Origin of the sequence: Amycolatopsis sp. NPDC051903 (assembly GCF_044452505.1) — a bacterium.
Taxonomy (GTDB): domain Bacteria; phylum Actinomycetota; class Actinomycetes; order Mycobacteriales; family Pseudonocardiaceae; genus Amycolatopsis.
Map to the genome: position 1 here is coordinate 242,441 of NZ_JBITBT010000003.1, position 14,316 is coordinate 256,756.

Here is a 14,316-nt window from a genome sequence, read left to right on the forward strand (position 1 = left end):
CCGATTTACGAAGCACCGCACGGAGGTAACCGTGACGCTCAGCGAGCTCCTCCCCAGCCTCGGCTGCGAGGCCGCCGACCATCTCGAGCCGGGGCTCTGGCCGCGGAGCACCCGCCTCGAAGGCGGTGACCTGATCTTCGCGGGTGCTCCGGTGAGCCACCTGGCTGCCCGGTTCGGGACCCCGGCGTACCTCCTCGACGAGGCGCAAGTTCGCGACACCGCCCGCGCCTACCGCCACGCGCTGCCGGAGGCCGAAGTCGCCTTCGCGAGCAAGGCGCTGTGCACCCGCGCGGTGCTGCGCTGGATCGCGGAAGAAGGCCTGTCGCTCGACACGTGCTCAGCCGGCGAGATCGCCGTCGCGCGGTCCGTCGGCTTCCCCGCCGAGCGGATCCTGTTGCACGGCAACGCGAAAACCCCCGAAGACCTCAAGGCGGCGCTGGAGTACGGCGTGCGCCGCATCGTGCTCGACTCGCTCGACGAGATCGAGCAGCTCGGCGCGCTCGCGCACGGCGGGCAGCAGGTCATGATCCGCGTGACGCCCGGCGTCTCCGGCGACACGCACGCGGCGATCACCACCGGCACGGAAGGCCAGAAGTTCGGCTTCTCGCTGCGCGCCGACGTCCGCGACAACGTGGACCACGCCGTCGCCGCCGTGCTCGCGCAGCCGGGGCTGCGGCTCGTCGGGCTGCACTGCCACATCGGTTCGCAGGTCTCGCGCGTCGACCGCTACGAAGAGGCCGCGCGGCGCATGGTGGAGGTGCTGGTGCGCGTGCGCGACCAGTACGGCGTCACGCTGAGCGAGCTGGACCTCGGCGGTGGCCACGCCGTGCCGTACCTGGACCGCGAATCAAGCTTCGACCTCGGCGGGTACGCGCGCCGCCTGCGGGTGGCGCTGGCGTACGAATGCTCGTCGCACGGTTTCCCCTTGCCCCGCTTGACGATCGAGCCGGGTCGCGCGATCGTCGGCCCCGCGGGGATCACCGTGTACCGCGTGTGCGCCGTCAAACGCGGGAGCCGGACGTTCGTCGCCGTCGACGGCGGCATGAGCGACAACGCGCGCCCCGCGCTCTACGGCGCGCGCTACACCGCCCGGCTCGTCGGGCGCCACTCGAAGTCCGCGCGCACCCCGATGACCGTGGTCGGGCGCCACTGCGAGTCGGGCGACGTGCTGGCCGACGACGTCTGCCTGCCCGGCGACGTCCACGCCGGTGACCTGCTGGCCGTGCCGTGCACCGGTGCGTACCACCACTCGCTGGCGTCGAACTACAACCTCGTGGGCCGGCCGCCGCTCGTCGGCGTGCGCGACGGGTTCGCGAAGCTGCTGGTGCCGCGTGAAACCGAGGAAGACCTGCTTCGCCGCTGCTAGGCGAAAACTGAGGTGCGGCCCGGCGCCGCGGTGGTGTGTGCTCGGCCGATGGCGATCGTGCTGGGCACACCGGGCATCGACGGGCTGGGCGACGCGGTGGGCGCGCTGCGGGAGTGGCAGCACGACGGCGCGCCGATGCACCTGCATCCGGGTGACCTGGGCTGGTTCTGGCGGTTCGGGGCGGCGGCGACGGCCGCCGCCGTCCGGACCTGGAGCCGGGACGGGGAACTCGTCGCCGTCGGGATGCTGGACGAAGCCGACCTGCTGCGGATGACGATCGCGCCCGGCGCGCTGCGGGACGAGGAGCTGGCGCGCCGGCTCGTCCACGACCTGGCGAACCCGGAGTGCGGCGTGCTGCCGGCGGGGAAGGTTTACGTCGAAGCGCCGAAAACCGCGCTGCTGCAGGACTTGCTGGCCGAAGCCGGGTGGGACACCGACGAGCCGTGGACGCCGCTGCGCCGCGACCTGGCGGAGCCGGTCGAGGACCCGGGCCTGCGGATCGAGGTCGTCGGGCCGGAGCGGGCGAACGTTCGTACGGAGGTCCACGGGGCGTCCTTCGGCCGCTCGACCCTGTCCGTCGAGGCCTGGCACGCGATGGCCGCCGGAGTGCCCTACGCCGACGCCCGGTGCCTGGTCGCGTACGACGAACTGGGCAACGCGGTCGCGGCCGTGACGGTGTGGTCGGCCGGCGCGGGCCGGCCCGGATTGGTGGAACCCATGGGCGTGCACCGCGACCACCGCGGCCGCGGTCACGGCCGGGCGATCACCGTCGCCGGGGCGGCCGCGCTGCGGGAGCTGGGCTCGTCGAGCGCGCTCGTCAACACCCCGAGCCGCAACGTCGCCGCCGTCGCCACCTACACGTCGGCCGGTTTCCGGCCGCTGGCCGAGATCCGGGACCGGCGCCGCGACGCCTAGCCGCGGCTCTCGATCGCCCGGCCGCCGCGCGAACCGGCCCGCGCGGTGCGCGGCGAACATCAGCGGGATCCCGATCAGGATCGGCACCACGCCGAGCCGAACACGGTGGTCTCACCGGCGTCCGCCTTCGCCCACTCGATCGCGATGGTGAGACCGACAGCGTCCGACGGCACGTTGTCGCACCAGATCGCGAGCGGCACGGACAAGGCGAGCGAGACGAGGCCGAACCTCCAGATCGGCACCGAAGGCGTCTGATACTTCGGGTGCACGAGGCCGAACGCCCGGGGCAGCGCACCGTGGCTCGCCACGGGTCGGCCGATTCTCCGTTGATCGACTGCGAACCTTCGCCGAAACCACGCCGAGTCCCCGACCGGAGGCCCCCTGTCCTGCACAGCGGGAACGTCCAGTGCGACGGCTTCGGTCACGATTCGGTCCTCCTTTAGGGCATTCGGGGGTTTTGTGCCGCCAGAAGGTACCTGGCGACGCGGCGAGGGAGACACTCCGCGTGCGCGACAGCACTCCGAGACCCCGAAAACCTCACTCCACTGGCGTCTTGACCACTGATTTCGCTGCGGGCAGCGTTGCGTTCGGAGAATCGCGTGAATCCCGAAAGAGACTCCTGTTTCGGCGCGATGGCAGATACGCTGCGCGCCTAAGGAATCACATGCCGAAACACAGGGAGGGACGGCATGGTTGATGGAAACCGTACGAAGATAGAGGACCAGCGCTCGCCGAAGGCGCTGGATGGCACGGACAGAACCTTGATTGCCCTGCTGCAGCACGACGGCCGAGCCTCGTTCACCGCGTTGGCCAAGGCCGTGGGGCTTTCCGAAGGCGCCGTACGCCAACGCGTGCAACGCCTCCTGCGCGACGACATGATGCAGATCGTCGCCGTGACAGCCCCCGAGCACGTCGACCTGACCCGCCAGGCCATGATCGGCATCACCGTCAACGGCGACCCGCGGGAGGTCGCGAACCGCCTCACGGATCTCCCGGACGTGCACCAGGTGGTGCTCTGCGCGGGGCGGTTCGACCTGCTGGCCGCCCTGATCTGCCGGGATGACGAGCACCTGCTCGCCGTCCTGGGTGACCAGGTGCGGCCCATTCCAGGAGTCACTTCGACCGAGTTGTTCGTTTACCTGAAGCTGGCCAAGCAGAATTACGCGTGGGGCAATCTGACGGTTTGAGTCGGGCTTCGTGAGGCCCGGTCCCTGCCTCACAGTGCCGCTGCACCGATTCTCTCGATGGGGCTTTCGCTGACATTTCTCAGCTCTCTTCGCAGGTCACGCCACTCTCCCACCTCCTTTGCGCGCTCCCCTGCACCTCACCGGACAGCCCCCACCGCTCCCAGGGGGGCGTCCCCGTCCCATTCTATCGCGACCGGGCCCCGAAAAGTGGGGAAAGCGAAAATTGTGGACAAGTGCGGTGTCGGATGAGTGGGATGTGGACAACTCGGGTGCGAGGGTTGACAAAAGCCGATGAATCGCCGCTGGGAAGCGATGCGACCCGCAGGCAACCAGGCGTGATCAAATCGGCTGGTTCAGACCGCTCGAACCCGTGAGGTATGCCGGGCCGAGCTTCGCCAGCCACACGTTGCGATGACGACACCCGCCGAGCCACTCTCCACCGACGGCTCAACGCGCAGCGTGTCCAGACCAGTCCGCCGACCACGCGCACCAAACATGGCCAGCAAGCTGGCTTTCACCGTTGGCGCAACGCGCAGCAGTCCCCGCGTGCCCGCCGTCCCCGCGTGCCCGGACATGGCCACCCATCCGCCCTTCACCGGCGGCGCATCGCACAGCGCACCCAGGACCAGCCGGCTACAACCCCCGAAGCAGAATTTGGTTACCCAGCCGCCCTTCACCGCCGACACAACCCACACCACGCCCACGCTGAGCTGACCCCGAGCCAGCCCAGCCCGCCGATCACACGTACCGACGATGACTCACCCAACCACCCTCCAACCGCACCCCGGCCGACAACGCATCCGGCAACGGCCCCGTGTGCAGCAACCCCAGCCGCTGCGTGGCGCGCGTCAAGGCGACGTACAGCTCAGCTGCGCCGCGCGGGCTGGCGGAGAGGATGCCGGCGGGGTCCACGACGAGCACCGAGTCGTACTCAAGGCCCTTCGTGGCCGACGGCGGGACGGTGCCCGGCACGCCCGGCGGGCCGATCACCACCGAAGTCCCTTCACGCGAGGCCTCGGAAGCCAGGAACGCCGAGATCCCCGCGGCGTACGAAGGGACCTGTCGCGACCACGGCCGCGTCCCGCACGCGCGCACCGACTCCGGCGGCCGCACTCCCGGTGCGAATTCCGCCAGAAGCCGCGACGCGACGGCCATGATCTCCGCCGGCGTGCGGTAGTTGACCGTGAGTGGGCGGTACAGCCACCGGTCCGCCACGTAGCGTGACAACATCGCCGCCCACGAGCGCGCGCCCGCGGCAGAGCGGCGTTGCGCCAGGTCGCCCACCACCGTGAACGACCGGCTCGGGCAGCGGCGCATCAGCACCCGCCAGTCCATTTCGGACAGTTCCTGGGCTTCGTCGACGACGACGTGCCCGTACGTCCACGAGCGGTCCGCGCCGGCGCGTTCGGCGAGGTCGCGGTGGTCCCGTTCGCGCGGGCGGTCGGCCAGCGCCGACGCGTCGAGCAGGTCCGCCGCGACAAGGTGGTCCTCGTCGTCCAGGTGCTCCTCGACCGCGAGCACGTCGAGCACACCCGCCGCGTAGTCCTCCTCTGCCCGCGCGCGGCGCGCGGCCGCCCGCTGCGCCGAGCCGTCGTCGCCGAGGAGCTCGACGGCCTCATCGAGCAAGGGGACGTCCGACACCTTCCAGGCCGCGCCGTTTTCCCGGTACAGCGCGGGTTCGCCGCCGGCCGCCGCGACGCGCGTGCGCGACGAGTACAGCTGCGCCAGCAACCGCTGCGGCGTCAGTAAGGGCCACAACAGGTCGAGCGCCGCGGCCAGCTGCTCGTGGTCGGCTAGTTCGTCGAGAACCTCCGCGCGCAGGTCGTCGCGCAGCGCGTCCGCCGCCGGCAGCCAGCCCTCCCCGATGCGGTCGACGACGCGCCCAGCCAGGAGCCGCCGGACGGCCGCGCGGAAGACCGGCCGCGCCTCGTTGTGCGGCAACCCGCTTGCCTGGGCTTCGTCGCGCGCGACGCGGACCAGCGCGGCGTCGAGCGCGACGGGACCGTCCGAGAGGTCCAGCGGCACCGGCTCGACCGGCAGCTCCTGCCGGTCCTCGACGGCAGCCGCCAGCACGTCGAGCATCGCCAGCGAACCCTTGACGCGCTGCAGTTCCGGCTCGTCCTCGGCCGTCACGGCCAGCCCAGGCACGAGGTCGCCGGGCGTCCGGAACACGACGTCGGTCTCGCCGAGCGACGGCAGCACGCGGCTGATGTGGTCGAGGAACGCGGGGCTCGGCCCGACGACGAGCACGCCGCGCCGTTGCAGAGTCGCGCGCTTCGCGTACAGCAGGTAGGCGACGCGGTGCAGCGCGACTGCCGTCTTGCCCGTCCCCGGCCCACCCTCGACCACCACGACGCCCGGATGCGCGAGCCGGATGATCTCGTCCTGCTCGGCCTGGATCGTCGCGACGATGTCGCGCATGCCCTCGCCGCGCGGCGCGGCGACGGCGGCCAGCAGCGCGGCGTCTCCCCGCGCCTCGCCCCTGGCGCCGAGGAATTCGTCGGTGAAATCGAGGACGCGCTGTCCCCGGGTGTGGAACTGGCGCCGCCGCGCGATTCTTTCCGGCGACGCACCTGTGGCGCAGTAGAACGCGCGCGCGACGGGCGCGCGCCAATCCACGAGCAGGGGTTCGTACTCGTTCTCCTCGTCGAAAATGCCGAGCCGGCCGACGTACGTCCGTTCGCCGGAAAGCGCGTCGAGACGGCCGAAGCACAATCCGTTGTACGCCACGCTCAGCTGCGTGACGGCCTCCGCCCGCTGCACGGCCTGGACGTCGCGCTCCCACAGCAGATCGTCGGGTTCCCGCACCGCCTTGGCGTGCGCGGCGGTCGCGCGGCCTCGCTCGGCCACCAGCCGCTCGTACAGCGCCGCGATGTAGGCGCGTTCCGCTCGCAATTCCTCGTCGTACCCCTGATTTGACAAGTTCCCTCGCAGCGTTTAGAATAATGGCACGATCGGCGCTCCGAACTCACCATTGAGCTGGACGCCGATTTTCCATTCTCCCGGCCTTGTCAAGTCGGATCTTTCGGGCACGAAAAGGGTGCCGCGGATTCACGGCTCGCCATTTTTCGCGGCTCAGCCGAGCATGAATTCGCAGACGGCCAGGGGCCGGTCCACGCGCACGTCACCGAGCAGCCCGTAGAAGCCCTGCTCGACCTTGCTGTCGTAGGCGTACGCACCGACGAACCAGCCGCCGCCCGGGTTGGCCGGGCCGATCGCCGCCATCTTCGGGTTGCGCAGCAGCGGGCAGCCGTCGACGTACATCGTGGTGTGCCGGCCGTCGTTGACGACGGTGACGTGCCACCACTCGTCCAGCGGCAGTTCATGCCCCCCCCAGTTGGTGGAGATGCCGTTCTGGTTGAGCGGGAAGACGGCCCACAGCGACACTGTCCGAAAGGGACAGTGTGACGGCCGGTCCACTCGGAGGTCGTTCCCGTGGCCGGTGAGGTCCTTGACCGCGTCGGTGACCGGCGCGCCGTCCTTGCCGCCGTCGAACCGCCAGTACGCGACGGTGCCCGGCGCGAGCTCCTGCTTCGCCGCGCGGGTCGGTGGCACCGGGATCGGCGCGAAGCCCTCGAAGCGGCCGGGCGAAGTCGATCTCGAGGCTGAAGTAGTCGGCGTCGGTGCTGCGCTCGACCTCGATGCGCTGCAGCTAGGTGCGGGCGCTGTGCTTCGCGGAACGTCAGCGAGTTCTTCCGCCGCTGGGAGCCGAACGCGTCGAGGTACGGGGTCTGGCCGCGCTGGTCGTCGGTGGACGCGTTGATGTCGTAGTTGCCGGCGAGCGTGCTGTACGGGAAGCGGCGCCGGTCGCGCGCCTGGAACGACTTGCTGATGCCCGCGAACTCGCCGGGCTCGCCGTTCTGGATGTCGCCGAGGTGGGCGAGAGAGACAACGTTGTCAATCTGGTGGTCGAGCACGTGCTCGAGCGACGCGTCGACGGGCGCGGCATCCCCGCGGTCCTCGTCGAACAGGTACGTAGTAGGTGTCGGGCATGACGACGAGCGTGGTCCGGCGGGACGGATCAGCCACGCGCCGGAAGCTACCTACGGCCCGACGCCCACGGCAACACCGCGCGACGCCCCGGTGAACAACACGTTTGCGGCCGGCTTGGGGTGCCCTGGCGGGTGTGAGGTGACCTGGCGGGTGTGAGGTGACCTGGCGGGTGTGGGGTGAACGGTCCTTTCGTGGTGGTGGCGTGGCGCGAACGGTCCCTTCGCGCCGCGGTTCACAGGGCGAACGGACCGCTCGTGCCCCGGTTCAGCACCCCGGCCCCCGCCGCTGTTGCGGCGCGAGCGATCCGCTCGCGGCAGCGCTTCCGCGACGAACGGCGCTCCGCGCACAGGCTCCCCGAACGAGCGGTCCCACGGCCACGCCTGGCCCTCGCGTGAACGGCCCATTCGCACGGCCGGCACGGGCTCGAGGGACCCCTCGCGCGCCGACTCGGCATGAGCGTCCCCTTTCGACGTCAGGGTTTCCGGGTGAGCCCCCGTCGTGGCGAGGCCGAGTCGGCTGGGTGTCTCGGGAGCTGGCCGTCGTGGGGGAGGCGGAACGGGAGGACGAACCAGAGCAGGCCGAAGAGCAGCACGACGAAGCCGCCGGTGGCGACGAGAGCCGTGGTGCCGAAGACGACCTTCGCGATGAGCGCGACGGTCAGCGTGACCGCCCCGGCGAGGCAACCGAAGCCGACGAGAACGACGCGGTTGCCGACGCGCAGGATCTCGTCGCGGCGGCCCGTGCGGAAGAGCAGCCGGTGCCATGCGGCGGGGGCCGTGAGCAGCGCCGTCGCCGCGACGGCCAGGAGCACGGCAGCCATGTGCAGCCCCTTCTCGAAGCCGCTGGCGTCTTCGAAGCGCGGCGTGAACACCACCGTCAACAGGAACCCGAACAGGATCTGCACCCCGGCCTGCGCGACGCGCAGCTCCTGCAGCAGCTCGCCGATGTTGCGCTGCAGCTTCTGGTTGCGCGTCTCGCCGGTGGGCTCACGGTCGGTGTTCTCGTTGACCTCGTCGGCTTCCACCGCTGGTGCGCGGTACGCCCACGCTGTGGGGAGCGAGGTGGCCCTGTCGTGCTCGTCGCTGTCGGTCATCGGGAGGCTCCAGCACGGATCGGTTACGTCGGGAACACTTAGCCCGCCGGGTACCCCGTGCGGCCCGTGCCGAAAGACGCCCGGCTCGGCACACCTGGCCACACCTTCGGGTGGCGCCCGTGGCGGCCCGGCCCGTGCTCTGGCTAGAGAATGACCATGCGAATCGTTCCCACGCTCCTTTCCGCTGCTGTCGTCGCCGGTCTGGCCGGCCTCACCGCGACCACCGCCCAGGCGGCACCCGTCCACTTCACCTCGGCGCACGGCACCTTCACCGGGTACGCCCCGGGCGCCCACGCCGTCACTTACCGCACCGACCTCGTGCCCGGCGGCGCCCAGGCGCACGTGTTCGGCACCTCCGCGCGCGGGACCGGTACCACCACCACGCTCATCGTGACCGGCCTGCTCCCCAGCCATGAGTACGGCGCCCACGCCCACGTCAACGCCTGCGGCCCCACCGGCGACGACGCGGGCCCCCACTTCCAGCACACGCCGGACCCGGTCAAGCCGTCGGTGGACCCCGCCTACGCCAACCCGCGCAACGAGATCTGGCTCGACTTCAGCACCGACCGCTTCGGCACGGCGCGCGCGACGTCCACTGTGGACTGGACATTCGGCTCTCGGCGCGCACACTCCGTGGTGATCCACGAAATGCACACGCACACCGACCCCGGACACGCCGGAACCGCGGGCGCCCGGCTGGCCTGCCTGGACGTCGGCTTCTGATCAGAATCCCCAGGAGCGCTCCGGGACGATCCGCAGGCGGACTGAGTACGACGCGTCGAACCCGGCCGCGTCGGCGAAACCGATGCCGGCGAACCGGGACTGGTACTTGTCCAGGTAACCCGGCGCGTCGGAGGCCTTGCCCTCCTCGACCTGGGCGCGGCCGTTGACCACGAGGATGCTGCCGCCGTGTTCGTCACTGTTGAGGTGGAAGCTCACCTCCGGGTTGGCGGCGATGTGGCGGAGCTTCGCGGTGTCGGGCTGGCTGAACACCACGATGTCGTCGCCGTCGAGGACGAACCACACCGGGCGCGGTGCGGGACGCCCCTTCGGCGTGATGGTGGTCAGCCACGCCACCGGCTCGGCGGCGCGGTCGATCAGCTTCGGGTCGGGTGTGTAGGCCATGGTCGGTCTCCCCTCGGTTGTGGTGAGAACCAGAGAACCACAAGGCACCGACAGTTTCCGCTACCGCGACGCGACCAGCCGCGCATATCGTGTCCCTGCAACCAAAAGAACCACGCCGGCGCCGAGAAATGCACCCACTCGGGCGAGCCCGTCGAGCGCCGCGAGGTCGAACAGCACGAGCTTCGCGAGGGCCGCGGCGACGAGCACGAGCCCGATCACGCGCAACGCGACGATCGCGATGCCGCGCAGCAACAGGGCGAGGGCGGCGATCGTCCAGGAGACGGTGATCAGCGCGTGGCCCAGCAGGAAACCCGACCGCCCGGGAACTGCGAGCAGCGAAGCGCTGAGGACGAGACCGGCCGCGCCGTAGAGCGCGGCCAGCCCCGCGGGAATCCACGGCAAGAGCTTGGCGGGCTTGAGGACTTCGAGGCGCGCGGCTGCCCACGGCCACGCAACCGCGGCGCCGAGCAGCACCGTTGCGGCGGCCAACGCGGCCAGGAGGTCGGTTGTGGTGTGGGGGCGCGGGATGACGAGGAGTGCGGGCGTGACGTCGGAACTCATCGCGAGGAAGCCGCCGAGCACGCCGAAGAAGAGTGAACCGCCGAGCAGATAACGGTTTTTCGTGTAGCGGGCGGCGAACGCGAGCGCCACGGCTTCACCGAGGAGGACGGAGCCGCCGTCGAACTCCGTGACGGTGGCCTGCAATGCGGCGACGAGGGCGGCAACGCCGGCAACAGCACCCGATTGGTTACGCACGAACGGCCACGTCGCGCCGAGAACGACCGCTGCCCCACCCGCCAAGAGGGCCGCTTGGTGCTTCGGCAGCGTCAACGCGGCGACCAGGACGGGCAGCGGCGCGGCGGCCAGAACGGCGAGCAGGTAGGGGTTGTTTTCGTTGCGCCGCAAGAAGATCAGCGAGAGCGCGGCGCTCACGACGCTGACGGCGAGGGCAACGGCGGTGTGCTGCGTGTGCAGCGCAGTGGCGATCATCGACGTTGTCAAGGGTGGAATCGCTGAGGCGAGCGAAAGGGACCACCACGACCGTCGCAACTGGACGGGTGTCGTGGCGATCTGGAGGATGAGGAGGAACGTCACGAGCTCGGCCGTGAAGCCCCGGGTGATCACGGGTGCGCACACGCCGCAGGCGATGACGACGGAACTGGCGAGCAGAGGGGAATCCCACTTGACGGCGAGCAGCAGACCGCCCACCGCGAGCACGAGGCCGGTGGCGAGGCCCGCGGGGACGGGCAGGAATTCGTACAAGGAGGTGGCGGCTATCGCGTCGAGGTAGAGCGTCGCGATCCCCGTGGCGGCGAGGGCGAACGCACCGGTGCGCGCGGCCGGTTTGCGGTGCAGCCACGCGCCGGCCCCGACGAGCACGGCGCCGAACGCGGCTCCCACGAGCACCCGCGGCAACGGCCCGAGCCACCCGCGCTGCACGGCGAGCACCAGCAGCAGCACGATGCCCAGCAACGTCACCGCGCCGCCGATCCACGCCAGCCACCGCGAGCCGGCGCCTTCCTTGCCGAGGCGCTCGCCCAACGTGGGCGGCGGGAGGTACGGCTGCGGGGCCGGGTACGGGTAGGCGTACTGGCCCGGGTAGGGCTGGTGGGCGGCGGCGTAGGGCCAGTTGGGCTGGTAACCGGAGTAGGGGTGGGGTGGCAGTGGCTGTGTGGTCGGGTGGCTCGGCTGAGGTTGTGCCTGGGCTGGTTGAGTCGGCTGGGGTGGCGCTTGTGCCATGCGCGGCTGGGCGCCGGGCGGGGCTGGTTGAGTCGTCAGGGGCGGTGCTGCTTGTGCCACGCCCGGGTGGGCCCCGGGCTGGGACGGTTGCGGTGACGCTGCCTGCGCCGCGGTCGGCGCTGCCCCGGGCTGGGAAGGCTGGGTGGCTTGCGGTGGAACAGGCTGCTGGCTGAAGTGCGGCCCTGGCTGGGAAGCGGACTGCCTCGATGTCTCCGGTTGCGCTGCCGGTGTCTGGAGCGGAGTCGCTTCCGCTGACGTCTCCGACTGCGGGGTCGATGCCGGGCGCAGCGTGGCGTCGGTTGCCGTCTCCGGCTGCGTTGCCGATGACGGGAGCGAAGTGGCGCCCGTCGACGTCTCCGGCTGGGTTTCCGGTGTCGGGCGCGGAGTCACGTCTGCTGACGTTTCCGACTGCGGCGTCGTTGTCGGGCGAAGAGTGGCGTCGGCTGAGGGTGTGGCGGCGGCCTGGACGGCATCGGGCTGGACGGCAGGCGCGGACCGCTGCCAGGCGACGTCGCCCGGGCGCGGGGACTGCTGTGCCGTCGGCTGGACCAGCGGGTTCACCGGCTCGGCCTGCGGTTGCGCGGCCGTTGAGGCGAGCGTGGACCCGACGGTGCGGAGCTCTGCGCCGACGTCGGCGAGGTGCCGGCCGAGGTGGTTGAGCTCGTCGGCGAGGCGCTGGAGCGTGGCGGCGTCCGTGGTCATGCCGACAGGGTCGGGGATGAGTGGTGACGATCGGATCCGTAGCACTACTCAAACCCGGACACGGGACGGTTTCGATCTCGGCAGGCTGGGAGGGGTGGGGGTGGGGCCCCGATTCGGTGCCGCACCGCCGCCGAGCCGCGGGGGCTCGGCGGCCCGGCGGCCCGGCGGCGGTGCGGCGGAAGCGGCGGCACGGCGGGAGGCGCGTAGGCGGGCCGCGCAGGTGGGGGCCGGGTGAACCGGCACGAAGGCCCCGCGGCCAGCCGGCCTGGGCCACGACCCAGCCCGAAGGCCCCGCGGCCAGCCGGCCTGGGCCACGACGCGGCCCGAAGGCCCGGTGGTCAGCCGGCCTGAGCGACGACCTCGTCCATCGTCGCCATGATCGAGATGGTTTCGTCCAGGGGCATGAGGGGGCTTTCGGTTTCGCCGGCGGCGAGGAGGCGGGCGATTTCGTCGGCTTGGTGGCGGAGGCCGCGGCCCGCGTCGGGGTGGGGGTGGGGTGTGGGGGTGCCGCCGCGGGGCGTCAGGGTGATCGTGGTCGGGGCGTAGAAGGCGCCGGCGAGGTCGAGGCGGGCGTCGGTGCCCACGATGGACGCCGTGGCGGGGGTGGCGGCGCGGAGGGTGCAGGTGAGGACGGCGTGGGCGCCGGTTTCGTAGCCGAAGAGCATGGAGGTTTGGGCGTCGACGCCGGTGAAAGCCGGGGAGGTCATGGACACCACGCGCGAGGGGGTGCCGAGGATCATCGAGGCGAACGAAACCGGGTAGATGCCCAGGTCGAGGAGCGCGCCGCCGCCGAGGGAGGGGGCGAAGAGGCGTGAGGTGGCGTCCTGGGGGAACCACTGGCCGTGGTCGGCGGTGACGGTGACGATGTCGCCGAGCTGCGGGAGCAGGGAGCGGACGTGGTGGATGTGCGGGAGGAAACGCGTCCACATGGCTTCCATGAGGAACAGGCCGCGGTCGCGGGCGAACTTCACCAGTGAGCGGGCTTCGTCGGCGTTCATGGTGAACGGCTTCTCCACCAGCACCGGCTTGCCGGCGGACAGCGCGAGCATCGCGTTGTCGTGGTGCATGGGGTGGGGCGTGGCGACGTAGACGACGTCGACGTCCGGATCGGCGGCCAGCGCCTCGTAGCTGCCGTGGCGGCCGGGGATGCCGAGGCGGTCGGCGAAGGCGTCGGCGGTGGCGCGGGTGCGCGAGCCGACGGCGGCGACCACGCCGGAGTCGGTGAGCCGCAGGTCTTCGGCGAACGACCGCGCGATGCCGCCCGTGCCCATGATCCCCCAGCGCAGCGGTGTCATGCGTCCTCCCTGAAATCGCCCGAAACTGTCGGTGCGAAGACATACCATCGAGCGACCCGAGTGCAGGAGGCGCCATGACCACGCTCGTCAACCGCCCGAAGACCGGGCTGCTCGTGATCGACGTGCAGAACGGCGTGGTCGGCCACGCCCACGAGCGGGACAAGGTCGTCGCCAACATCGGCGCGCTCGTGGACAAGGCGCGCGCCGCCGGCGTCGACGTGGTGTGGATCCAGCACAACAGCGACGAGATGCCCCGCGACAGCGCCCAGTGGCAGTACGTGCCGGAACTCGAGCGGCGCGAATCGGAAGCGCTCGTGCAGAAGGAGTACGGCGACTCGTTCGAGGACACCGACCTCGAGTCCGTGCTGTCGGCGCGCGGCATCGGACGCCTGTTCGTCACGGGCGCGCAGACCGACGAGTGCATCCGCTCGACCCTCCACGGCGCCATCGCGCGCGGCTACGACGCCACCCTGGTCGGCGACGCCCACACGACGGAGGACCTGTCCGCCTACGGCGCCCCGACGCCCGACAAGGTCATCGCGCACACGAACCTGTACTGGAACTACCACCGCGCCCCCGGGCGAACGGCCGGAACGGTGACCACGCAAGACGTCGACTTCACCGCCTGAGGCGGCAACCGCGGCCGCGGGGAGCCGGAACCTACCGCGGGCGCCACCGGGGTTCGGACAGACCGTGGGCGGTGCAGACCACGCCACGCGGTGACACAAGCGCGACGCCGAGTCCGCTCAGCGACGGACCCGCGTGACGGGCCACCGGGCCGCAAGAGCCCAGCCGACGAGGCCTGCACAAGTCGGACCGAACTGCCCGGCGACCAAGACCCTGGCCCGGCCCGCCGGCACGAGCCGGCACCCCTGACCGGCCGCCGACGAACCACGCCAG

13 protein-coding genes are annotated in these 14,316 nt (G+C 71.1%); 6 read left to right on the forward strand and 7 right to left on the reverse strand.

The annotated features are described in order from the left end of the window. Window positions 1–31: 31 nt before the first annotated feature. Both lysA and ACIA77_RS08790 read left to right on the forward strand, forming a co-directional pair. Complete coding sequence (gene lysA / locus ACIA77_RS08785) at window positions 32–1,366, forward strand: diaminopimelate decarboxylase (RefSeq protein WP_395885199.1); 1,335 nt, start codon at window positions 32–34, stop codon at window positions 1,364–1,366. A 48-nt stretch (window positions 1,367–1,414) separates the two neighbouring features. After that, window positions 1,415–2,281, forward strand: coding sequence for a GNAT family N-acetyltransferase (locus tag ACIA77_RS08790; RefSeq protein WP_395885200.1), 867 nt, complete (start codon window positions 1,415–1,417; stop codon window positions 2,279–2,281). Window positions 2,282–2,355: 74 nt separating this feature from the next. Here ACIA77_RS08790 and ACIA77_RS08795 read toward each other — a convergent pair whose 3' ends face one another. Next, entirely contained in the window at window positions 2,356–2,589 is a 234-nt protein-coding gene (locus tag ACIA77_RS08795; RefSeq protein WP_395885201.1) for a hypothetical protein, read from the reverse strand. A gap of 381 nt (window positions 2,590–2,970) precedes the next feature. Here ACIA77_RS08795 and ACIA77_RS08800 point away from each other — a divergent pair, with 381 nt between their 5' ends. Next, window positions 2,971–3,468: an Lrp/AsnC family transcriptional regulator gene (locus tag ACIA77_RS08800; protein ID WP_395885202.1), complete on the forward strand. Its 498-nt coding sequence runs from the start codon at window positions 2,971–2,973 to the stop codon at window positions 3,466–3,468. 738 nt (window positions 3,469–4,206) lie between these two features. On the opposite strand, the gene helR is transcribed toward ACIA77_RS08800, so the two are convergent. Next, window positions 4,207–6,390, reverse strand: a complete 2,184-nt coding sequence (gene helR / locus ACIA77_RS08805) for an RNA polymerase recycling motor ATPase HelR (RefSeq protein WP_395885203.1) — start codon at window positions 6,388–6,390, stop codon at window positions 4,207–4,209. Window positions 6,391–6,543: 153 nt separating this feature from the next. Further along, window positions 6,544–7,023, reverse strand: coding sequence for a LamG-like jellyroll fold domain-containing protein (locus tag ACIA77_RS08810; protein ID WP_395885204.1), 480 nt, complete (start codon window positions 7,021–7,023; stop codon window positions 6,544–6,546). 101 nt (window positions 7,024–7,124) lie between these two features. On the opposite strand from ACIA77_RS08810, the gene ACIA77_RS08815 reads away from it, so the two are divergent. Next, entirely contained in the window at window positions 7,125–7,463 is a 339-nt protein-coding gene (locus ACIA77_RS08815) for a hypothetical protein (RefSeq protein WP_395885205.1), read from the forward strand. Window positions 7,464–7,933: 470 nt separating this feature from the next. Here the strand turns inward: ACIA77_RS08815 and ACIA77_RS08820 are convergent, their stop codons facing one another. Further along, entirely contained in the window at window positions 7,934–8,485 is a 552-nt protein-coding gene (locus tag ACIA77_RS08820; RefSeq protein WP_395885627.1) for a DUF6328 family protein, read from the reverse strand. A gap of 225 nt (window positions 8,486–8,710) precedes the next feature. Here ACIA77_RS08820 and ACIA77_RS08825 point away from each other — a divergent pair, with 225 nt between their 5' ends. Then, complete coding sequence (locus ACIA77_RS08825; RefSeq protein ID WP_395885207.1) at window positions 8,711–9,277, forward strand: superoxide dismutase; 567 nt, start codon at window positions 8,711–8,713, stop codon at window positions 9,275–9,277. Here the strand turns inward: ACIA77_RS08825 and ACIA77_RS08830 are convergent, their stop codons facing one another. The 3 genes from ACIA77_RS08830 to ACIA77_RS08840 form a co-directional block, all read right to left on the reverse strand. Further along, entirely contained in the window at window positions 9,278–9,679 is a 402-nt protein-coding gene (locus ACIA77_RS08830; protein ID WP_395885208.1) for a TIGR03667 family PPOX class F420-dependent oxidoreductase, read from the reverse strand. It abuts the gene before it with no gap. A 60-nt stretch (window positions 9,680–9,739) separates the two neighbouring features. Further along, window positions 9,740–11,419, reverse strand: coding sequence for a DUF2339 domain-containing protein (locus ACIA77_RS08835; RefSeq protein ID WP_395885209.1), 1,680 nt, complete (start codon window positions 11,417–11,419; stop codon window positions 9,740–9,742). Window positions 11,420–12,459: 1,040 nt separating this feature from the next. Continuing rightward, window positions 12,460–13,416, reverse strand: coding sequence for a Gfo/Idh/MocA family protein (locus tag ACIA77_RS08840; protein WP_395885210.1), 957 nt, complete (start codon window positions 13,414–13,416; stop codon window positions 12,460–12,462). 74 nt (window positions 13,417–13,490) lie between these two features. Between ACIA77_RS08840 and ACIA77_RS08845 the strand changes: the two genes are divergently transcribed. Next, entirely contained in the window at window positions 13,491–14,045 is a 555-nt protein-coding gene (locus ACIA77_RS08845) for an isochorismatase family protein (RefSeq protein ID WP_395885211.1), read from the forward strand. The last annotated feature ends 271 nt before the right edge of the window (window positions 14,046–14,316 follow it).